Source organism: Maribellus mangrovi (genome assembly GCF_037646455.1).
Classification (GTDB): domain Bacteria; phylum Bacteroidota; class Bacteroidia; order Bacteroidales; family Prolixibacteraceae; genus Draconibacterium; species Draconibacterium mangrovi_A.
The window spans coordinates 410,566-432,413 of record NZ_JBBIXN010000003.1; the positions used below are offsets into that span (position 1 = coordinate 410,566).

22 protein-coding genes and 1 tRNA gene are annotated in these 21,848 nt (G+C 34.3%); 5 read left to right on the forward strand and 18 right to left on the reverse strand.

Features of this window, described 5'->3' with window-relative positions:
- Nucleotides 1–50: 50 nt before the first annotated feature.
- On the forward strand, nucleotides 51–1,586 hold the full coding sequence (locus tag WFY05_RS14620; protein ID WP_340113636.1) for a carbon-nitrogen hydrolase family protein: 1,536 nt from the start codon (nucleotides 51–53) through the stop codon (nucleotides 1,584–1,586).
- Here the strand turns inward: WFY05_RS14620 and hflX are convergent.
- Together hflX and WFY05_RS14630 are read right to left on the reverse strand one after the other, a co-directional pair.
- Complete coding sequence (hflX, locus tag WFY05_RS14625; protein ID WP_340113637.1) at nucleotides 1,583–2,794, reverse strand: GTPase HflX; 1,212 nt, start codon at nucleotides 2,792–2,794, stop codon at nucleotides 1,583–1,585. The genes WFY05_RS14620 and hflX overlap by 4 nt on opposite strands.
- Before the next feature lie 69 nt (nucleotides 2,795–2,863).
- Nucleotides 2,864–3,553 (reverse strand): energy transducer TonB, encoded by a 690-nt coding sequence (locus WFY05_RS14630; RefSeq protein ID WP_340113638.1) that lies wholly within the window; start codon nucleotides 3,551–3,553, stop codon nucleotides 2,864–2,866.
- Between the two features lie 241 nt (nucleotides 3,554–3,794).
- Here WFY05_RS14630 and WFY05_RS14635 point away from each other — a divergent pair.
- Nucleotides 3,795–3,868 (forward strand) — tRNA-Ala (locus WFY05_RS14635).
- Between the two features lie 16 nt (nucleotides 3,869–3,884).
- Here WFY05_RS14635 and WFY05_RS14640 read toward each other — a convergent pair.
- From WFY05_RS14640 to WFY05_RS14685, 10 genes are all read right to left on the reverse strand, one after another.
- Nucleotides 3,885–5,213 carry a site-specific integrase gene (locus WFY05_RS14640; RefSeq protein WP_340113639.1) on the reverse strand — a complete coding sequence of 443 codons (1,329 nt, stop codon included), beginning with the start codon at nucleotides 5,211–5,213 and terminating at the stop codon, nucleotides 3,885–3,887.
- On the reverse strand, nucleotides 5,210–5,512 hold the full coding sequence (locus WFY05_RS14645; RefSeq protein ID WP_340113640.1) for a hypothetical protein: 303 nt from the start codon (nucleotides 5,510–5,512) through the stop codon (nucleotides 5,210–5,212). Before WFY05_RS14645 ends, WFY05_RS14640 begins: the two co-directional genes overlap by 4 nt.
- Before the next feature lie 552 nt (nucleotides 5,513–6,064).
- Nucleotides 6,065–6,637: a tyrosine-type recombinase/integrase gene (locus tag WFY05_RS14650; RefSeq protein WP_340113641.1), complete on the reverse strand. Its 573-nt coding sequence runs from the start codon at nucleotides 6,635–6,637 to the stop codon at nucleotides 6,065–6,067.
- 249 nt (nucleotides 6,638–6,886) lie between these two features.
- The gene (locus tag WFY05_RS14655; protein ID WP_340113642.1) at nucleotides 6,887–7,105 is read right to left on the reverse strand and encodes a hypothetical protein; all 219 of its coding nucleotides are present in this window, start codon (nucleotides 7,103–7,105) and stop codon (nucleotides 6,887–6,889) included.
- A gap of 228 nt (nucleotides 7,106–7,333) precedes the next feature.
- A complete protein-coding gene (locus WFY05_RS14660) occupies nucleotides 7,334–7,678 on the reverse strand; it encodes a hypothetical protein (protein WP_340113643.1) in 345 nt (114 codons plus the stop codon).
- Between the two features lie 173 nt (nucleotides 7,679–7,851).
- The gene (locus WFY05_RS14665; protein WP_340113644.1) at nucleotides 7,852–8,127 is read right to left on the reverse strand and encodes a hypothetical protein; all 276 of its coding nucleotides are present in this window, start codon (nucleotides 8,125–8,127) and stop codon (nucleotides 7,852–7,854) included.
- Nucleotides 8,128–8,153: 26 nt separating this feature from the next.
- The gene (locus WFY05_RS14670) at nucleotides 8,154–8,738 is read right to left on the reverse strand and encodes a hypothetical protein (protein ID WP_340113645.1); all 585 of its coding nucleotides are present in this window, start codon (nucleotides 8,736–8,738) and stop codon (nucleotides 8,154–8,156) included.
- Between the two features lie 178 nt (nucleotides 8,739–8,916).
- Entirely contained in the window at nucleotides 8,917–10,410 is a 1,494-nt protein-coding gene (locus WFY05_RS14675; RefSeq protein WP_340113646.1) for a DNA methyltransferase, read from the reverse strand.
- A gap of 156 nt (nucleotides 10,411–10,566) precedes the next feature.
- Entirely contained in the window at nucleotides 10,567–10,773 is a 207-nt protein-coding gene (locus WFY05_RS14680; protein WP_340113647.1) for a hypothetical protein, read from the reverse strand.
- Between the two features lie 112 nt (nucleotides 10,774–10,885).
- Nucleotides 10,886–11,128, reverse strand: coding sequence for a hypothetical protein (locus WFY05_RS14685; protein ID WP_340113648.1), 243 nt, complete (start codon nucleotides 11,126–11,128; stop codon nucleotides 10,886–10,888).
- 303 nt (nucleotides 11,129–11,431) lie between these two features.
- Between WFY05_RS14685 and WFY05_RS14690 the strand changes: the two genes are divergently transcribed.
- Complete coding sequence (locus tag WFY05_RS14690) at nucleotides 11,432–12,040, forward strand: hypothetical protein (RefSeq protein ID WP_340113649.1); 609 nt, start codon at nucleotides 11,432–11,434, stop codon at nucleotides 12,038–12,040.
- A gap of 623 nt (nucleotides 12,041–12,663) precedes the next feature.
- Complete coding sequence (locus WFY05_RS14695) at nucleotides 12,664–12,897, forward strand: hypothetical protein (protein ID WP_340113650.1); 234 nt, start codon at nucleotides 12,664–12,666, stop codon at nucleotides 12,895–12,897.
- A 372-nt stretch (nucleotides 12,898–13,269) separates the two neighbouring features.
- Here the strand turns inward: WFY05_RS14695 and WFY05_RS14700 are convergent, their stop codons facing one another.
- From WFY05_RS14700 to WFY05_RS14710, 3 genes are all read right to left on the reverse strand, one after another.
- Nucleotides 13,270–13,542: a hypothetical protein gene (locus WFY05_RS14700; protein ID WP_340113651.1), complete on the reverse strand. Its 273-nt coding sequence runs from the start codon at nucleotides 13,540–13,542 to the stop codon at nucleotides 13,270–13,272.
- A 34-nt stretch (nucleotides 13,543–13,576) separates the two neighbouring features.
- Nucleotides 13,577–14,632 (reverse strand): hypothetical protein, encoded by a 1,056-nt coding sequence (locus tag WFY05_RS14705; protein WP_340113652.1) that lies wholly within the window; start codon nucleotides 14,630–14,632, stop codon nucleotides 13,577–13,579.
- 101 nt (nucleotides 14,633–14,733) lie between these two features.
- The gene (locus WFY05_RS14710) at nucleotides 14,734–16,047 is read right to left on the reverse strand and encodes a hypothetical protein (RefSeq protein WP_340113653.1); all 1,314 of its coding nucleotides are present in this window, start codon (nucleotides 16,045–16,047) and stop codon (nucleotides 14,734–14,736) included.
- Nucleotides 16,048–16,468: 421 nt separating this feature from the next.
- On the opposite strand from WFY05_RS14710, the gene WFY05_RS14715 reads away from it, so the two are divergent.
- The gene (locus tag WFY05_RS14715) at nucleotides 16,469–16,948 is read left to right on the forward strand and encodes a hypothetical protein (protein ID WP_340113654.1); all 480 of its coding nucleotides are present in this window, start codon (nucleotides 16,469–16,471) and stop codon (nucleotides 16,946–16,948) included.
- Nucleotides 16,949–17,011: 63 nt separating this feature from the next.
- Here the strand turns inward: WFY05_RS14715 and WFY05_RS14720 are convergent, their stop codons facing one another.
- From WFY05_RS14720 to WFY05_RS14730, 3 genes are read right to left on the reverse strand one after another with little or no spacing between them, the layout of a single operon-like run.
- The gene (locus tag WFY05_RS14720) at nucleotides 17,012–17,635 is read right to left on the reverse strand and encodes a hypothetical protein (RefSeq protein WP_340113655.1); all 624 of its coding nucleotides are present in this window, start codon (nucleotides 17,633–17,635) and stop codon (nucleotides 17,012–17,014) included.
- Nucleotides 17,625–19,082, reverse strand: a complete 1,458-nt coding sequence (locus WFY05_RS14725) for a PglZ domain-containing protein (RefSeq protein ID WP_340113656.1) — start codon at nucleotides 19,080–19,082, stop codon at nucleotides 17,625–17,627. Before WFY05_RS14725 ends, WFY05_RS14720 begins: the two co-directional genes overlap by 11 nt.
- Nucleotides 19,075–21,843, reverse strand: a complete 2,769-nt coding sequence (locus tag WFY05_RS14730; RefSeq protein ID WP_340113657.1) for a DEAD/DEAH box helicase — start codon at nucleotides 21,841–21,843, stop codon at nucleotides 19,075–19,077. The genes WFY05_RS14725 and WFY05_RS14730 overlap by 8 nt, the downstream gene beginning before the upstream one ends.
- Between the last annotated feature and the right edge of the window lie 5 nt (nucleotides 21,844–21,848).

Here is a 21,848-nt window from a genome sequence, read left to right on the forward strand (position 1 = left end):
TACCGGGCTTTTTTTATATATTGATGTGCAGGAATTATTAGCAGAATGGCATGGAAAATATTGGTACGGTAGAATTGCGGCAGTTGAACATTGATGATTACGAAGAATTATATCGCTCGTCGGTTGAGGCTTATCCAAATTGGAAAGACGATTACTGGGAAAAGAAGGACATCAGAAAACTGGTGAAGATTTTTCCCGAAGGGCAATTGGCCATTTTGGTTGACGGTGTAGTTGTTGGTTCCGCTCTATCGATAATTGTGAAATACGAACTGTTTGGCGATAATCATACTTATGAGGAGATTATCGGGCGTTACAGTTTTAATACACATAATCCCAAGGGCAATACATTGTATGGAATCGATGTTTTTATTCGTCCCGATTTTCGTGGTTTGCGTTTGGGGCGCAGGTTGTATGATGCCCGAAAAGAGCTCTGCGAAAAACTGAACCTGAAAGCGATTGTTTTTGGTGGTCGGATTCCAAGTTACCACAAATATTCCAAAGAGCTTTCTCCCAAAGAATACATTCAGAAAGTAAAGTACAAAGAGATTCACGATCCGGTACTCAACTTTCAGCTGTCGAACGATTTTCACGTTAAGAAGGTATTGAAGGGATATATACAGGGCGATAAGGAATCGAAGGAATATGCGGTACTTTTGCAGTGGGACAATATTTACTACGAGAAAATGCCATCCAAAGTAAGCGGACTGAAATCAGTTGTTCGTATTGGATTGATCCAGTGGCAAATGCGTCTATACAAAAATATTGATGAACTGTTTACGCAGGTGGAATACTTTGTGGATGCTGTAGCCAGTTATAACGGGGATTTCGTACTGTTTCCGGAATATTTTAATGCCCCGCTGATGGCCGATTACAATCATTTGGGCTATGCAGCAGCCATTCGGAAACTGGCAGAGTATACCGAAGAGATCCGCGAGCGATTCGTTAACCTTGCAATTACCTACAACATTAATATTGTTACCGGAAGCTTTCCGCTGGTGGAAGATGATAAATTATACAATACTGGATTTGTTTGTCGCAGGAACGGAACCTACGAAACCTACAACAAAATACATATAACGCCTGATGAAATAAATACCTGGGGACTGTCGGGCGGAGACGTGGTAAAAGTTATCGAAACCGATTGTGGCCCGATCGGGGTTTTGATCTGTTACGATGTTGAATTCCCGGAACTCTCAAGAATACTGGCCGAGCAGGGGATGAGCATTCTGTTTGTGCCTTTCCTAACTGATACACAGAACGGTTATACAAGAGTAAGGTATTGTGCTCGTGCACGTGCCATTGAAAATGAGTGTTATGTAGCTATTGCCGGCTCGGTTGGTAATTTACCGAGGGTAGAAAATATGGACATACAATTTGCACAATCGGTGGTATTTACGCCCAGCGATTTTTCATTTCCGGCCAACGGAATTAAAGCGGAAGCGACCGCCAATACCGAAATGATCCTGGTGGCTGATGTAGATCTGGACTTGTTAAAAGAATTGCACAATTTTGGGGCCGTCAGAAACCTGAAAGACCGACGTACTGATCTGTACTCTGTTTGCCTGACGAATGGTAAAAAGGCTTAATCCTCTTCCTGTTCCCAGGTAATGTCGTACAGATAATCGTTGTATGGGAAACGCTGTGAATGGATCTTCTTCACCTCTTCGTAAAGCAAATTTTTAAATTCGTCGATGTTTTGTTTCTCGGTAGCGGAAATAAATAGTGCCGGTGTATTGTGTTTTCCCATCCACGAATTTTTCCATTCATTGAGTGTCAAATTGGCCTTCGTTTTTGGCGTAAGATCATCTTCGTCTTTCTCGTCGTATGAAAACGCATCAATTTTATTGAAAATATAGATGGTTGGTTTGTCGCCGGCCTCAATCTCTTTTAAGGTATTGTCTACGGTTTCAATCTGTTCCTCAAATCCGGAGTGTGAAATATCAACAATGTGCAACAGTACATCGGCTTCCCGCACCTCGTCGAGGGTTGATTTAAACGATTCAACCAGGCCGTGTGGTAACTTCCGGATAAATCCAACAGTATCGGCCAGAAGAAATGGCAGGTTACCGATTACTACTTTTCTTACAGTGGTATCGAGGGTAGCAAAAAGCTTGTTTTCGGCAAACACTTCCGATTTCGCCATCATGTTCATAATGGTTGATTTACCAACGTTGGTATAGCCAACCAGGGCAACGCGTACCAGCTTCCCGCGGTTTTTGCGCTGGGTTGCTTTTTGCTTGTCAATTTTTACAAGCTGGGCTTTTAGACGCGAAATTTTATCGAGAATGATTCGACGGTCGGTCTCAATCTGTGTCTCACCCGGACCACGCAGTCCAATACCACCACGCTGACGCTCAAGGTGGGTCCACATTCGTGTAAGTCTCGGAAGCAGGTACTGGTATTGTGCCAGTTCAACCTGTGTTTTTGCATGGGCTGTTTTGGCACGTTTCGCAAAAATATCGAGGATCAGGTTGGTTCGATCCAGGATTTTGCACTCCAGTTTGCGCTCCAGGTTACGAAGCTGTGTAGGCGATAATTCATCGTCGAAAATTACAGTATCGGCTTCAGCTACTTTAATAAAGTTGCTGATCTCAATTAATTTTCCGGGGCCTACAAATGTGGCGTTGTTGGGCACATCCAGCTTTTGAGTAAAACGCTTTAGCACCTCGGCTCCGGCTGTATCGGCCAAAAAATCAAGTTCATCCAGATATTCTTTTACCTGATTCTCATCCTGGTTTTGGTAGATTAAGCCTACAATAACTACTTTTTCCGTTATGGGTGCTGTTTCGATCATGTTCAATTTAATTCAAAAAAAAACTCCTGCTTCATATGAAACAGGAGTGCAAAATTATAGTTTTTTACTTTACTGCAATACAAAGTTAATTGGTACCGTGTAAGATACGTTAACCGGCTTGCCACGTTGTTTTCCAGGCTTCCATTTTGGAAGACTGTTTACAACGCGCAATGCTTCTTTGTCGAGCGATGGGTCAACTCCACGTGCAATGCGTGCGTTACTTACTGCTCCATCTTTACCTACAACAAAGGTTACATATACTTTCCCCTGAATTCCGTTCTCCTGCGCAATAACCGGATATTTAATCTGGCTGGCCAGATACTTACGAAGTGCAAGGTCGCCACCAGGGAACTCAGGCATGTCTTCCACAATAAAGAAAACTTCAGTATCATCTTGTTCAGCTTCCTCAGAAGTTTCAATAACCGGAGCTACATCGATAACTGTCGTTTCGTCAGCCTCGGTGTCTTCAATTTCCAATTCGTCCTCAATTTCAACATCGTCATCCACAATATTTAATACCTCAACTACTTGTGGTGGTGGAGGAGGTGGCGGTGGTTTGACTTGTTGCTCGCGCGTGATCGGAATGATCTCTTCTTCAATTTCCTGCGTTTGAATCTGACCAAGGCCTTCTACTTTTTGCGGCTTGGTAGTCCATTCAAAAGCCACAAGCGTAATGCCTAAAGCAAGCACTAATCCCAGCAACAAAAAGGTATTCCTTTTGTTTTCGAGATCGACTTTTGGCGATTTTTTAAGTTCCATACTAAGCTATTATTTTAAGTTTTATTCGAATTTTTGTCCCCTAAAAATGGGGCTTAAAGATAAAAAATATTCTTTACATCCAAGTCTAAAATCCGTTAATTTAATATACCGGAGCACGCTCCGTGATGAACACTGTTCATGTTCTCAGTCGTTTAAATATCCAAATAATTTACTACAAAAACTTTACCACATTTTTTTTGGGAGATTTCAAAAAAAATATTTTTATATTTGCAGCGCATTTGGGGGATTAGCTCAGTTGGCTAGAGCGCTTGACTGGCAGTCAAGAGGTCACCGGTTCGACTCCGGTATTCTCCACCTAATAATCAAAGAGTTACAGAGATGTAGCTCTTTTTTTGTTGTCTGGAGTGCCCTTCTGGAGTGCCTTTTTTGATTCTTGTTTTGGAAAAATCCGAAATCCATTTAGTGCCATTTGTTTAGCAACTTCACGCTTGTCAATGTAGTGCTTCGCGGTAATGCGATAGTTACTATGCTGCATGGAAAATCCTCTGCTCAAAAACATATCTTCCTGTGTAATATATGTTTGCCTTAAATGCTTCAATTGTCTAGTATAGCTTCTATTCAATTTCTTAAAAAAGAAGCTAAAATATTTACTTGTGTGTTTTTCCAAATTTACTCTATTGTCATCGTCAGGAGCAATGATGTACTCATCACTATCATAGTATTCGTTTAACTTGAGGTCAATCAATAAATCAAGAAGTTCTTCGCCCACAGGAATATATGAATACTGAAAATCTTTCTCATCAAAGTTATTCTGTTGTTTATTTACTTTGATGTTAGGACTTTCAATATAAATTGGCATACCATCCTCATAGTGAATCATATTCCAGCGCATCGCAAATAATTCTGCATTTCTTCTTCCAGTGAAAGCTTTCAATCTTATTAAATCTTTCAACCACCGACGATACATAAATCTGTGTGTTTTTCCAATTTGAGCATAAGCATCATCAGGGCTTATGACTGACAACAAATCAAAGAAATCTTTATCAGCGATACTTATATCAGTTGGTTTCTCTGATTTGAGTTTTACTTTTTTCCATACATTTTTCAGGTCATAATCTTCCTTCTCAATTAAATAATTGAAGAATATTCGCATGGTTTTTATCTTTCCGTTATAAGTATAATTGCTACCATTCTTCTCATCCAGAAAATTGCAATACTTTCCAACTACAATATCGTTGATTGAACCTAACTTGTAGGCATTAAAATTGGCTCCCATCTTTACAACAAAATTCACAAACTCTTTTAAAAATGTCGTTGTGGATTTTATATATGATTCTGTTAGATGTTTTTTCATATGGTGCGGAACATCTTCATCATGCATGTGGTCTATATACATAGCAATCGCATCTTTTAAATAAGGAGATTGCATTTGTTTGTTATTCTGCTGATACAATTCAGGATTTTGAACTTGCTCTTTAAATTCAAGAAATTCTGTTACTGCTTTATCAAATTCTCTTGCTTCTAAAATCTTTGTTTTTCTTTCGTAGCCTGAACCTGTTCTAACTATGGCTTTATATACTTGTCTATCTATAGGGTGGCTACATTTCTTTCCTTTCTGTTTATTATGGATGTTTCGCTTACATTTATTGCAAAACACTATTAGTCCTTTAAATTTTTGATATTCTAATTCATTTTTCACTTAAACTCGTTTAAAAAATTACTACTCGCTTTACTTTTTGGTTTGTATCTTCTCTCAGTTGAAATCCGTTCATTGTTCTCGGATGCTAAATACAGCTTGTTCTCTTTAGCCAGTTCATAAATCTGCACCCAGTTCTCACCATATTTTTGTTTGTAACTGTTAATGATAGGGCGATTAAATGCCAACTCAAATTCAGCTTCGATTACAAACTTTCCTGAGCAATCTTTGTAAACCTCTACCTTGTTTTTCTTACACCACGAAATCACACTTCTTATATCTTTCTTGTTAATTCGTTTCAATATTTCTTTGAAATAAATTCTCGACAAACCATTATTTTCCAATTCATATCGGATTCTTTTTTGAATGCTTCCATTACAATTCAGGATTATGGTCTAATCCCTAAAGTATGGAAAAGCACTAATGTTTATAGAGGGTTTTGATGTAAAAGTTTATTCTTTTTTGATATTTTTCTGGGTGATACTAAGTCCGAATGCCCCGTCAACATTGATTTGTGCGAATATTGAATTGTAATATGAGATTGGTGAATGGAGTTCAATGTATAAATGATGTCAACTCTGACTTAATTGGATTTCTCTACAAATTATATTTCAGTGAATCATTAATTAACTGGTACTTCTTAAAAAACGATTTGTTGAATTTGTATTTTATAGACTGAACTGAATCATTTCGAACATTTAGATCCAACTTATGCTTATGGTTGAGATATAAGCAAACTTGATTTTCAATTTTCAATCCTGAGAATCCATAAATTTTCATCCAATCAAAAAAATCATCTTCAACAAATTGGACATTAAAAGTTCTTGCAGTAATTGTTGTAAACTGAATAGTTTTCATTGTTCCAATTCAAGGTATAAATTTTCAATAATCTCTGCTCTAATACCAAGATACCTTTTGGTAATCGAAATATTGCTATGCGAGAGCAAATCTGACAATAACACTAAAGCGTACTCACTCTGATTCATGTTATCGTAAATTTTTCTTGAAAATGATTTTCGAAGACTATGGCTGCTAATCTGCAGTTTTTTAGAGTTAAAGATTTTTTTGAGAATTACATTAATTGACTGAGTCCTATAAACTGTTCCTTTTTGCGAAACAAAAACAAAATCATCATCAGTGTATCTGAAATGAATTTCATCCAGTTTATCGGTTAATTTTTGATAAGCACGTTTAACGACACTGTTCAAGGTAATTTCCCTGGTTTTTTTTGTTTTCTTTTCTTTCAGATTAATCTTATCACTCAATAAATCTCCATGTTTAATTTTCAGTGTATCACCAACCCGAGTTCCGATATTTATGGAAAGAACGATGTAAAAGCCGATAATGCATTTTTTGTCAACATTTAAGAGTTTCATTCCCTTATTCAATGCAATGTCATATTCAATATAGTCACTAGTCAAATTCATGGTTCTTAATTTTGATTCATGGCTAACGTAAGGAATAAATCTACAATAACCTCCTCATCTTCAACGCAATAATCGTTTTTCCTGGGGGGCGATCTTGGAAAATTTGGTTAATGCTCTGATACACTGGCTAATAAAAAAATAAAGTTCAAAAATGACATTTTTGAACTTTATTTTTGGAAAGAGAAAGGGAGTTAAGAGCATTTCATTTTTTGACATTACATTAATCAATCAAAAAAATTTTTTAGAAGTTTATTCATCAGAATTGATAACCGTGTTTTTAAATTTATCATATATCAACGGACAAGCGTCCTTAATCTCTTCAATATTCTCAATACTATATTGGATCCAGGAATCGTTTATTTTTCCGTCTTTATCTTCAGTATAATAATCACCACTTTCATATTTTACATTCATAGTGTCCAATGCCAATTCTATCAACCGATACCTGATTACGTCGTAATCATACATTATTATTATTATTATTATTATGCCTTTACCATCCTTAAAATAAATCTCATCACCTTGTGATCAAATCCAATCTGCTGTTAGTTTAATTTCCATATTTAATTTTTTATTTTGGTTTATATATCAGCAATAAAATTGCCAATAATTCTTTTATTATAGTATTATATTCCAAGAAAGTTTAATTCAGAATCGATTCGTACTTCGAATGAGATTGTATTATTAATTTGAAAATTACTCAATTCTCTCATAGTCACGATACCTTATGTCAAGTCCATAGTACATTTTTGAAATTGTATCTTCCAGTTTCTCAAAATAATCTACATAATCAAGTTCTTCATTACATTCAACGTAATTGACATACATTTCGCTTCCTTCTTCAAATGTTAGAATGACCTCGTCTGGCAGCAATTCCACTGCTTTTTCATTATATTCTTCAAATCTTTCTTCAAGAATTTCATCAACCTCATCGTCTGTCAGTAAATCGGAATTAATATCCAACAAACGCAATGCTAATCTTGGATACCTTGGTTCATCTACTGAATAGACATCATTCGCTCTAATTTTCATTTCGTTCATATTTTTTAATTGTTTTTAATTTTTCTTGTTTTTCTATTACTTGTAAACTCAGCAATACCATTTCTCTCTCGCTATTAATCTTCCTTGACAATACACATTGAAATCACAGCCTACCAACCGATACGTGTGTATTCCATTTGTTTTAAATTCTGTTTTGTTTCTATCTAATATTTTCATGATTCTTTTGATTTAACCGTATTGATTCTTTCATTAATAAAAGCAGTAAGTTCATCGTAATTAACAGGATAGAAATTCACATTCTCCCACTTACTCCCTACTTTATGATTCATAACCCAGCGATCACCGCAATATTGAATGGAAAACCACTTAGGAGTACCTTCTCCATAAATCCAAACGCTTCCTTCAGTTGACAACACACCAGAATAGTTGTATATTAGATCAAACTTGTCCAATTGTTCTTGTGTTTTAAACTTGAAAATTTTGTTCATATGTATTAAGTTTTAATTGTCAATTATTAAGCTGCTTGTTTGTCATTCAATTTGAAGTTGTCATCATTGATTAGGCAATAACCATTTCGCCTTACCTTTTTCTTATATTTTACTGGTACTTTTATCTTCTTATCTGAATAATGTACTTCAAGACTTCCTTTCGTAATTCCATATCTTCTCATAAGGTTATAGCAAGCATCATGTATTGTCGGAGTATCAAGTTTGGTTTCCAGGTATAAACAACCTCCTTCTGTGTTGAGATAAATTAAATCTTTCATTTTGTAGTCATCAGCATGGAAAGGCCTGTAATTGATAAGACAGCGTTTGTTTGTGTTAATGTTTTTGAGTGGTAACTCTTCAATCAGATCGATCATATCCTTTTCAACCAGATATTTAAGTACAATGACCAACAGATGTCGGTTAGCCTTTAAATAATATTCCTTGCCGAGAAATTTTACTTTTGTGATTTTCATTCCAAGCAATGATCTATCTCCTCCTACTGAATCTTTCAGAATTAAATCTTTGTTTGTCATTGTGTTTGTAAGTTGAGCAATAACGTCTGAGAATATTTCAACTACATTGTTTGTGATTTTTTCATTGTATTCGTTCATGATCTTTATTTTTAAATGGTTTATATTATTTCTTTAAATTTTGGACATAAAGTCCTGAACAACCGACTCTGTAATTACAGAGAGAGAAGTTCATCTTGTTTTTATTTATAGTTGATATTTTGAAAAAGTTGACCGAAAAACAAATTTGTTGTTATAATTTTTAAGTCATCTTAGTCTTTTAAGCTGCTCGCTTGTTCTGGTTAATTGATATTACAGAATTGGATTGGCTCAGTTGCTTCATTCTATTATTTCGATTGTAAAACCTGACAGCTTCATCCAATCTTTTTTCTTGCATCATATTATGTGCAGGATTGAAGTCGTAGCCAACGTACTTTCTTCCGCACATCAATGCCACAGCCCCAGTCGTGGCTGAACCTGAAAACGGATCCAAAACTAGATCCCCAGGCTTAGTCGTTTGAAGCAATGGTAGCAAAACAACTTCCTGAACGAACGGAGCAGGATGATCAGTACCGCCATATTTTTTTACGATGGATTGATTTGCCACTGCTGTTGTTACTACATCTTCTGTCCAAAAGTCAGTTAATTGTTTGCCGTTGGTCGATCCAGGAATACTCACATGAGAGATATTCAGTCCATTGTTCCTTGTCTTTTGATTTATAATGGACACATTATTCACAGTATTCTTTTTTGGAGCGAGCACAGGATTGTAGTCATAGCTTTCTTGTTTCGTAAGATGGAAGATAAATTCATACGAACTTGTCAGGTTATCCTTCGAATTTGACGGCAACCGATTCACTTTATGCCACACGATAGAGTTCCGAAGTATCCACCCCTTATTTATAAGCTCTAATACCACCCTATGAGGAATATTCTGCAACCTTTTTTTATGAAAGGTATCACCAATGTTTAAGAAAAAACTACCCCTTGGTTTTAAAACTCTCCAACAGGCATGAAGATGATTTACCACTCGTTGAACATATTCGTCACTTGTCTTTTCAGCACCAAGTTCATTTTTGTCACCAGAATAAATCCTGAGGTCCCAGTATGGCGGCGATGTGAAGCAAAGTTGTATAGATTCATCCTCAAGCTCATCCAATTTATCCGAGCTACTATTATATATTGTATAATGATTTTTCGAAATCGTGGAGGGCAGGATAATCTGTTCAGTAGTCTGTTTTTTTTGTTTTTCAAACTTCACAACAGAATTATGAGCCTGGTTAATTGACACAACTCCATTGTCAATTTCATCAAGTAATTCAGGGCTAATTGATTTAATCTTTTCAAGTTTAACCAGGTTGCCAGCAGAAATGCCAAGCTTCTTGGTAATCTTACTTCTGGTGTTTGCTTTCTGGGTAGAGGGTGTTGAATTGGCTGATTTTCGACCTCTTTTTTGCCCCCAGATTGACTTAAGATAGTCTGCTTCGTTGAGTAATTCACGAGTTGTTTTAACTCGTTGTTTATTGAATGAAATCAAGGTGACTGTGTCACCTTGATTAATATTTTTGATTTCCACATCAGCTTCAGTGCGATTCAGTTTCTTAAGTGCAAGATATCTTCTGACTCCGCTTATAATTACGTAGTCATTGTTCACTACTATTTTCTCGAGTTGACCAGTCTCTTTGATTGATTCTGCCAAATCATCAATATCATTTGTAAGATAAAGCTTTGAATGAATAGGGTTGATTTTTAATTTTTTAATGTCCACGATCATAATAATCAATTTTTTATGGTTAATAATTTTCGTGGTTTGACAAAGCGGTTTCCCTCGCTGATTTTGGGTTGAGTTAAACTCTCAGGTTTGTTTTAAAGCAGGCTCCTTGCTTTTGATAATTGTGCCAGATGTGACACGTTAATTGAAGTGTTTTGATTAGATTTCTTCGAAGATTGGCTCAAAAATCATTTCGTCTAATTCATTATTGAAAAAAAGAAATTCTTCAATTTCTTCAGTATAAGGTTTATATTCATACATTTTTTCAATTTCTTCACTTGTATAGCCCAATTGAGCCAACCAGTTTTTTTCATTTCTGCAATTCATAAGAATCTCTTCGTCTGTCATTTTTGTGATGTCTTTCATAATCCTATTGTTTTTTAATTAATGTCTTTATTGTTTAACTAAATCTTATGCAAAGTTAGAGTGCGTTAAAAATCCATATCTCAATTTGAGGACTGTTGACGATATCATGAATTTAACTAACAAGAAGAATTTTCTCGTGTGAGTCGTTAGTAGTAAACGGTTTTGACATCTTCACGACTTTCCCTGACTTGTATCTTTTCTCTTTTAGTTTAAGTGGAACCAATTCGTCGTTCGAATTAAGTTTATGAGGAATACCATTAATGAGAACATATTTCATTCTCACTGTTTCTGATCTTAGTCCCAGTCTGTTTAATACCTTATTTCTGTTCTCCTTACCTCTTTCTAAATTTTTCATATCTGTATTTTTTTAATGTTTATTAATCTTATTTTTTTGTGGTTTTTGAACTCTGTTGTTTTATAAATTCGATATACATTGCCCTCTGCTTCCAGAATTGTTTGTATGTAGTTTTTTGCCTAATTGCATACTACAAATTGACGACAATTGTATGACTACCATTGAGGTTTTGAGGACTTTTGAGGATAGTGAAATGCGTATTCAGATGATCTTAGTGTCAGAATTAAAATCTGACTATCAGCAGTTTTGAAAAAATGTGAAGAAATTTTTCTATTTTTCACAAATATTCAAAAACTACCCAAAATGGCTATTAAAAAGTATGAACTTGAGGATTTAAACGATTGCTTAAAGACTCTTGCTGAAAATCTTAAAGGAGATGATTACAGACGTAAAGTAAGAGGTTCTCTTAAAGAAGAATCAGAAGAGTTGAAACAAGAAATTTTTGATGCGTGTTATCGTGTAGCAGAAGTATTAGATATGAGCAGTAAAGAATTACGGGATCTTTCTAAAAAACTTAATAGAAATGCCAATCTTAGGGATAAGCTTGAGGATGAATATATGGATAGAAAGTCTGCTCGAGAATATACAAATTTGCCTGAATCAACTTTTGACAAAAAAGCATCTGATTTCAAAGAAATAATTAATGGTAGACCAAAATATAAGGTTGGTGATCTGAATAAAATTATGAGAGCCATAGTAAGTTCCAGCGAATCGACGTTATGCATCAATACTTACTATTATTTTGAAAGGAATATAAACGCATATATAAAATTTGAGGGAGGGCAGTATTATAAGATTGTTGAAGAAACCGAAGGTGTTCTATTGATCTATAATGAAAGGCATAATATTTCAGTTCAAATACCTAAAAAATTTGCAGTAAATTTTAGAAGAAAGGAAGATTTGAGCTTCTAATTAACAAGTTTCAGTCTTATCATTAATTGCCATCAAGGGTTACATCAAAAATCTCCTTATCTTGCCCATCGCGGATGAATTTTGGTGCAGTTCTTTTGAGATTACCGCTTCACCAAAAACCTGAAAACGAACGAGGTTGACTTACTTACAAGTTCTGGATTTGGCACCATGAATAATGGTGCTTCTCCTGTGATCAGAGATTCAATGCAGTAAAAACTGTAAGAAATTAGAATTTTCTTTTCAGTTGTTCTTTATATAAGAGACAGAGGTCTATTCTAGGATAATTTTAAAAAACCTTGCTCCTTGATGACCAGCAAGGATTATTTCCTAAAAATCTGGCGTAAACGTGACTTTTTCGCCTCTGATAAAGCACTATTTCTACCATTTAACATCTGAAATCAATAAAATAGGGGTGGTTTTTTAATAAATTACAGCTGATATTTTTAACCATTTCCCTAGTATAACGATCTTTCTGAAGTAACAAACCATCAAATTCAAAACTTATAGCAGCCTCATCATTAGATTTTACTTGATTAAAGAAACATGCAGCTTTTATCATTCAAAAAGCCACATCCTAATATTAATATATAAAGTAAAAAGCGATGAGATTAAAAGACATTATAATGGATAGAGAAGTTAAATCCCCTCAAATTTATCGAAGCTTCAATTGCTTCATTGAAAGCAAGAATTCGGATACCAACGAAACCGAGAATGAAAACAATAAACTTAAGAAGAAAAAAGAGAAAAGAAGAAAATCCAAGATACTTCCGTATAGCCAATTGACACTGAAACAGAAAGAGAAAAGAATAAAAAACATGAACCACTTCATGAATGGTCATTCAGAGTATCCAGCTTAATTGTTCGTTTCAAAATAGTTTTGAATATGTATAATATCTCATACAAATGTTGCCGAAAAATCACATAAAACACATTTGATAAGATATTTGCAACACTCCTCCATTAATAACTAGTGGCCACAAATTAGTACCATATTTTATTACATACATGTATAAAGATTTAATAACTGGGAATCATAAGATGTCATTAATAGATTTAATTGTGCCAGTGTTGCCACAATTCTTTGGACTAGCAAATAAAATTTCTTTGATGTGGGCAGTTTGGACCAGCTAGGATCAAATAGCATTTTGCGGCGTTTCATCCTCTGCATGATTGAAAGTTACTTAAAATTCACCGTAATGGTTTAGTTTCAAATTTGCTAATTGATTAGATTAGTTGCTCTTGTTTTTAAGTCGGAGTTCAATTTTTTGCGTAAATAAATTCACCAAATTTTGGTAGTTTAAATATTCCTCAGAGTTTTTCAGCTCTTTATCCATTTCATCAATCATTTTTTGTGGAATGTTTTCAGCCCATGCGCCATAAGTTCCTGGTTCAGCAGTGCGTTCAATATCCACCAGTGTTTGCACTTCTGAAAGAGTTAAGACAATATCTGGATAATTTGCCTGAAGCCATTTTAGAATTTCACTTACCTGTTGTTTCGACATAGCTTGTTAAATTGTTTGTTCGAATATAAGGATACTATTCTATTTCTTTAGTGCAATATGATAGTTTATCATCAACTTCTATACCTCCATCATAATCTTCAAGATCGAAATATATAGTTTTCAAATTCGGAAGAAAATCTAAAACAGTTTCTGCATTATCAAACACCAGTGGGAAGGGTATAATAATATTTTCGAGTTCTAATATCTCCATTAAATATTGGTCAGAAACTTGAATGGATTCAAATATGTGTTTAGTTAATATATCTCGATCTTCTTCATTGAATGTAGAATTAAAATTAATCAAGCTATCAATAAAGAACTCTTTCCAATGATTATCAATACAATTCCACCAGCGTCTTCCCTTAGAAACATTGAAGTTGATATAACTTAGCTTCTCAAAAAACTCAGTTTGCTTGTCTGGTAAAATGTAATCACAAACAAAGAATTCTAAATTTTCCTTTTGGTGCGAATGCAAGTTGTAAAACATTCCATGTCTGGCTTTAAACAAGTTCTGCTTCTCGAGTTCGATTGCATTATGAAATAGATTCTCATATAATTCATGAAACCTATTGAGGAATTTGGGTTCTTCAACAATATCAAAGAAATGTTTTCCATCCAAATCTGAGATGTTTTGAGAAATAAGCCAATCTAACTTAATTCCTACATCTTCGATAAACGTATAAGTATGAGGTGAACACAGATTATCCCACATCTCAAAATTGCCAATTAGCTCATGTTGTTCCTTGGAACTATAATCGATTACCCCAACTTTCTCGGTAGCGATCTCTACATAAACTTGCTTAAAATTTAATTCAGGAAACTTCTGCACGAGATGTTTTAAATCTACTGCACTCCACTTACTATTGCAGAAATATTTCAGAGAATCATTAGTTTTTTCTATTTGTATTCCAAATGAAATCCAGTTTGTATTAAAAACCGCAAGATTAGGAAGAGAAGACTCTCCTTCATAACCTATAAAGTTTTCAAGGTTAAATGCTTCACATTCATTTTTGTAAGCTGTTTTTTCAAATTTTTCAATTTCGTTTTTACTTCCTGTTATTGTCACCAAGTTATATGATACTTCTGCCATTTCTGAGTTATTTTTCTTTTATATATAAATTTCGAAGTCGCCTAATTGAAGAAAATGAATGATGCTTAAATGAAAACAGGTAACTGCAATTAATTATTTATCTACCCTTCGTAATCCCATTCTTCAATTTCTAAATACTCATCACCACATTCTACACCATTTATATCCGCAGGAGAATTATTTGCGTCTGAAATTTCACTTGGTAATCTTGACTTCAGGCGATCCATATGTTTATTCCAAATTATATCTGTTTCTGATTCAAATGAGGCTGGAACATAAATTGCATCATGACATGTAAGTATACGTATATCATCATATTCAAGATAAAGCTCCTCAACGATATCAAATATTATTTGACTCTCAATTTTAGCAAGGACAGTAAATGGTTTCTCACCAGACTCCTTAAGATTCAATAATAATAGATGTATCTGGGGGTAATAAATTTCCATATAACGGTTAATGTCAGTTCTTAAACCATTCAGATAGTGTGTTTTTTTGCTGTTTCCGTTGACATACATCTGGAAAAGAATTTTAGCCTCATTTTTACTCAGAAACCTATTACTTATGTCTGACTCATGGTTACCTTTTGTTATATTCCGAATATTATTTAAGCCTTGTGTTAGTTTGCTATAGAATTGTCCTGTTAAGATAGACGAACAATAAGATTCAAAATCATAATCATAAATTAAATCGGGGCTTACATCAAGGCAATAAAGAGCAAGCATCAATGGAAATGAACTACGAATATCAAATTCAACAATTTTCTCATTATTTAGAAGAATATTGTTAGCTCTGATATGAGAAGAAAGGAAAGTAAAGTTTGTATAGAGCCTATTTTTTGACCATTTATAAATTAGATATTCCTTTTTCCATTTATGTAATTTAATATTGTTGCTCAACCACTTTTTAATATCGAAATATCTCCCCCATTCATCTTTCGTTTTTTCAATTTGCTTTTTTCTTGGATAATATACCACACTTTTACTGGCGTCCATAAAATCCTCAATTAGTCTGTCATTGATGTGTTCTTTGATACATACATCTTCATTAAATTTTTGAATGCGTTTTTGGGTCGTGCGAGGTTTTGTACGATAGATAATTCTATTTACTTCAATTTGGGATTTAAAAAATTCAGTGAATCGGTAACCATATGGTCGTACTCCTACTTCATAATAATCTCTTTTTATATATTCATATTTAACCAGATAATCCAAATATGCTTGGTACCCAGTATAACCCGAATTGAAGACTGAATTATGTATTGTCGTATATCCATTATAATCCACACCTTTATATAAAATTGATTTAGAAATTAGATTCAATACCTTATTAAAGTTCCTTCTTCGTAGCTTATACAATTTACCATTGTGGTTAAATTCGATGTTATCATCAAAGTTGAATTCTAAAATGATCATAAAAGTTTTTATTTCTTTTAGTGATTTCAGAACCGATAGTTTTTATTTTTTTCAGTTAATCTTATTCATATAAAATGATCTTGAATAACGACTTAATACCGTCATAGTGTGTTTATTACAATGCTCTCGAGTTCTTAGTGGGAGGGGTGAAAAAAGGAGCTATGTTAACAATTAGGGGGTTTGTTTCGAATGAAATAATTTACTCCACTTCAGATATATAATATTCGTTATTTGAGTTTCACTTTTAGCAATAAATTTTAATTTAATGACTAATTGTTTTGGTTGGTATCGAAATATTCCTACCCTTTAATTCAAATTTAAAAAAATAAGTACGATAGTTATAAATGCGCATATTAACCAAATCCAAGACTTCAATGATGTTGAAATAGAATTATTAGGAAAACATTTGAATGAAATCGGAGTGGATGATTTTATTGATGATGGAGAAGTGCCACATCTACTAAATACATTAGAAGTAAACAGGTATCAGGACATTATACTATTTACCAATTTCTCACCCAATTATTTTTTTACGAATAATGGAATTGATGTAAGCAAATTTCGGATGAATCCCATGCCTGATTGGCATGTTGAACAATATTCATTTTCTGCTGCATTATATCATCACATTTGCCAAGAATATTCAATTGCTGAAATCCATTTTATAACAAGTGCCTTAAAGAGAATGGTTAACGACATTGATTTTTCAAATCTAACAGCAGGTATACCTACAACAGTTCAAAGGAAACGGGATTGGATTAAATCAGGAATGGATTACAATGTGCTACTGAAAAAATATATGCTGGATAAAATTCATGAAGCGGCAGATTCAACTTCGATTCTCGTCCCAAATCATGAGATTATATTTCGAAATCCTGTGGCTAAATATTGTCAAAATTGACAATAAAATATGGAAGTAATATATTGATAATTATATCTGCATCTCACCTGATTTATTCTTTTCTCATAAACCTTCTACAAACAAAAAATACGGATCACTTAAATGAAAATCCAATACTTCATCGGTTGAGTTAACCACCTTAAACGACTCGTAATATATTTGTTTGGTGATTTCTGTAGTAGCTGTTAAACCACTTTCCCATTGGTATAATCCTGGCTGTGGTCTGGTAAATAACTCCGCTTCTAAATACATCGGGATTACACTATCAATGGCATTAGGCAAAGCACGATTACCACCATAAATTCGTGATGCTTCACGTGTAAGTGCTTCCCGGTTAACTGCGTTCTGCACCTTGAATAACTTGCCAAGTATTGAAATCACATCGTATGAAAAAACAAAAGAGCTACTTAATAAGGCAATTAATATTAAGTTTCTATCGGTTTTCTTTTTGATAGCGACTTTCACCTGTTCTTTATTTGATAAGATAAAGTCGCTAAGTGGATTATTTGAAACAATCTTTTTTACAATTCGAAGCGATTTTTTCAAACGGTTTTCACCATCAAAATGTAATCGTAATTGTTCTATAATATACTCATCAGAATAATTATCATCTAAGTAACTTTCAAGTACTGCATAAAGCGTATCAAGTGGGATACGCTGGTTTATATCAATTTTCTTATTCGTCATTACTAATTTCAACAAATGGTATTAAAACCTCTAAAATATGGCTGCCACCGTGTGTTACAAGTGTTTCATTTTTTGAGAAACTCAAGTCATTTTTAAAATAAATTGCTTGTTCATCCAGAACCACATCATCTTTCAGTTCCGGATTGTTCTCAATAAATTCATCAGTAAGCCATTTTTTACTGTATTCAACATGCCGTTCACTTCTACTTCCCGACTTATTTGTGCCAAGTTTTTCCCTGCCTTTTAAACTTCTCCATCCTTTAGCTTCTATATTACCATGGTCGGTGGTGAGAAATACTCTAAAGCCCTGTTCTTTTAGTTCTTCGATTACAGAAACAATCTTACTGCGTTCAATCCAATCTCTAGTTAATCCCAGTAACATTTTAAAATCTGGCGAATGATGCATGTGCCCATCCAAATCTTTAAAAACGAGCGCAAATTTAGTAATCAAATCCAGTTGGCTCAAATCAGTATCCTCATGTGCATACTTAATTTCATGTTTATTTATTCCTTTCGACAGCCAATAATCAAACCAAAGTTTACTCTCATTCTTGGGGCCCTGCACATAATCTAATTTAGGTGTATCGCCACGAAAAATAGCCTGTCGTGATAATTGTGTAATTGATGGCAACCAAGAATAAATAGTATTCTGACTTTTAATACCCTTTATATTTTTTTGTAACAACTCGTACTGCCAATAAGCTAAACCATCAGCTACAATCAGGGCAATCTTTTCATTTTTGAAATTAAATTCAAGATAGTCCAAAACCTTAGATACAATCTGAGGTTTTTTTACGGCACTGGAATTTTTCGATTGCTGGTAGTTTTTCTGAAGTACCTCTTGAAATGAATTGTTTACTTCTTTTATTTTTTCCATCACTTCGTTGAGTTGACTTGTACCGATAGTGTTTAATATGGCAGATGAAATGATTTTACTTAGTTTATTCCAGTCAATTTTATCTTTGGTGAGTTCTTGGCTCACCTCGGCATCAAAAGCCTCTATATTCAATGATTTTTGAACTCTGGAGTCTTTTCCTTTTAAAGATTTTATTAAGGCAAGAGTATCTTTTCTATTTTGCTTGAACAGTAGTTTTTTTCTGAATAATTCTTCGAGTATATCAATTTCAACCTTAATAATTGAAGGGATATGATACGGTGTCATATAGTACTCGAAAGTAAACTCAATAATTGCTGAATCCTTACGAATATCTTCTAAATGAGTAATCTTGTCTTTATTAGGTAAGACCAAAATCTCAGTATCTTTTTTTAATTCATAAGCTACTCTTTGTTCTAGTTGTGTGCCGGTGGCAACTATTATTCCTTCTCTTTCAAGAATTGCCACCACATCATTTCTAAACAAGAATCCATCATTGTTTTCAACCAATATGGTCTTTCGTCCATGGCTTTTAAAGTCATCAATTATATGTTGAATCAGCCCTTTATCCATCAATTCGTATGGTTAATAATTGTCTTGTTCCAGGTATTACTTTTTGGTTCATTTGAAATGCATTCAACCAGTCAGCATGTTCTTTTTCCAGTTTTTTTAGCCTTGAGTTTCGTATGTTTTCAATACCAATTTTATTAATTCTTAGTTTCTGAAAGTTATACGAATTTAACCGGTTATCGTATTTCGATTGAATTTTTTCTCTTACATCTACTTCCATATTCTGAAATGCGATGTATAGCTTGTCATTCAAAATGGCTCTAAAATCCATCGAATCGGGTTCCTGCTTGTCTGGTAATAGCTTAAATTCATTGCTTCTGGTTATTAACCTGTTCCAAATGTCATTGGCATACGCATCATAAAGTTTTCCATTGTCGGCAATAAAATAGCATTGGTAGGTGGTTTTCGTTTCAAAACTGTTTTGTGCTTTTATCTGCCATAAACTCCAATAACCAGCTGTTTCGTCATTACTTAAAGAGGTGATAATCGGCAAACCATAATCGGTAGAAAATTCCCCCAATTCACTTAAAATCCTTTTAATCCAATCGTGTTGCAAGGTAATGTGTTCAACACCTGGGTTATTCAAAGAGAGTTCTGAATCGAAAACAACTTTTCTTTTTTGACCATCAACATTAAAATCAAATATCCCCAACAGGTTTTTATCAACCGAACCTCCGTGTATATTCACATACGAAACCACCAAATCTTCCAACCATTTTGGTAGCGGACTATGTTTTACCTCTGCTGCTTTTTTGTGTTCTATTTCCGATTCTTTCACTTCCGGTAATATACCTTCTGTTGATTTAAAGTTTCGAAGTTTCTCTTTTATTTCATGTAACCAACTTTCTTCTGCAAATTCGAAATGGTCTGGATCTAATAAACTGCGTAGATACAGGTTGTTGATGCTTTTCATTTCGATGGTAGAATCTAATACATCAGATGTTTTATCAATCCCCAATTGGTTAAGAATATTATTTAATTTTTCTACAATAACATCATATACCCTCAGGTCAACACTATTATTGGTAAGCATGTTGTATGCCTGAACCCTTTCTTTTTGCCCAATTCTATCTACCCTTCCAATTCGTTGTTCAATCATCATTGGGTTCCACGGTAAATCGTAGTTGATAACGATATGGCAGAATTGCATATTCAACGATTCACCAGCTGCATCGGTGGCAACCATTATTTGTGTTTCATTTTTAAAGCTGGTTAAAACTCGCTTTCGTTCATCAATTTCCTGACTACCATTAATCCCAACACATTTATAACCTTTCTTTTCGAAAAAGGAAATAAGCATCTTTTGAGTAGAACGGAACTCGGTAAAAATTAGAATTTTTAGTTCCGGGTTTTCATATTGTTGTTGTAATGCAGTGAATTTTTTTTGCAATGCATCAGCTTTTGCATCGGTTTCCGATTGAATACAATTTTTTGCTTTTTGAATTAAATCTGCCAGTAACTGTTCTTCGTCTTTCAGTCCTGAGGCATCGTATTGATATAATTTTTCAAAATCAACTGAATCATCAAAGTCATCAACCGGAACATCTACTTCATCGGAATAGTTATCCACTGAATTATCTTCGCCATACCTTAAGCGTTCCAACCTACCTTCCATTGCAGAAAGAATAGCAGCAGTTGAACTACTAACCAGGCGTTGAAACAATATCATTATTAATCCAGTGGCAGTATTTCTTTGCTGTTTAGCCGTATTAAATCCCTTTCGTACATAGTCTGTAACAGCATCATACAAAGCCATCTGCTTCTGATGTTTATTAATATCTAAACTTACATCAAAACGGTGGGTGATACGTTCATTAAACAATGCAGTTCCTTCGTAATCTACTGCCAATCTCTTTTCTGTGCGAATTACATAAGGTTCCAGTTCATTAATTTCTGGTAAGCCTTCGCCAGCAAAAGCATCAGGGTCGAGCAATTGTAGAATGCGCCTGAAATGGTCGGATTTACCTCGGTGAGGCGTTGCAGTTAATAGCAATACATTTGCCACAGTATTACAAAGTTGTTCAGCTAATATAAAACGAGAAACGGCAGATGTTGCACCACCCATTTTATGCGCTTCATCAATTATCACCAAGTCAAAATCGGCTTGTAATACCGCTTCTAAACGATACTTATTGTATTCATCTATTCGTTCCTGCGACCAACCTTGTCTTTTTTCTAAAGGCTTTAATGCATCGGTAGAAACAATAATTTGGTTGTGCTGCGTCCAGAAATTAAACTCTTCATCAGCATTAATATTCGAAAAGGTACGAGACATAGAAGTAATCATCTCAGAATCGTAAACATGAAAGACTTCGTTAAAATGTTCTTTCATTTCGCTTTGCCACTGTAACATTGATGATTTTGGAACAATGGCTAATATTCGATTTATATCACCTCTTAGTTTTAATTCTTTTAATATTAAACCGGTTTCAATGGTTTTTCCCATACCCACTTCATCAGCCAATAAAAAACGATTTTGCATTGATTGCATTACCTTTTCTAGCACCAATATTTGGTGTGGTAGCGGAATTAAGCTGCTCTCGTAAGGTGCCAATATATTCTTTCTGGCTATTTCATCTTTTATTTTGGCAGCAATAGAAATAAAATGAATATGTGGTAAGGTGTATTTAGTGTCAGGTGTTTCCAGTTCATCAAAGGCTACCTGAAGAAAGGAATTATCTTCAAGTACCCGTACCCAGACAATTCTTTGCCCAAATACTTCTTTTTCCCCAAGTACTTCAACTGGTTTACCTTTGTAATGCATAATAA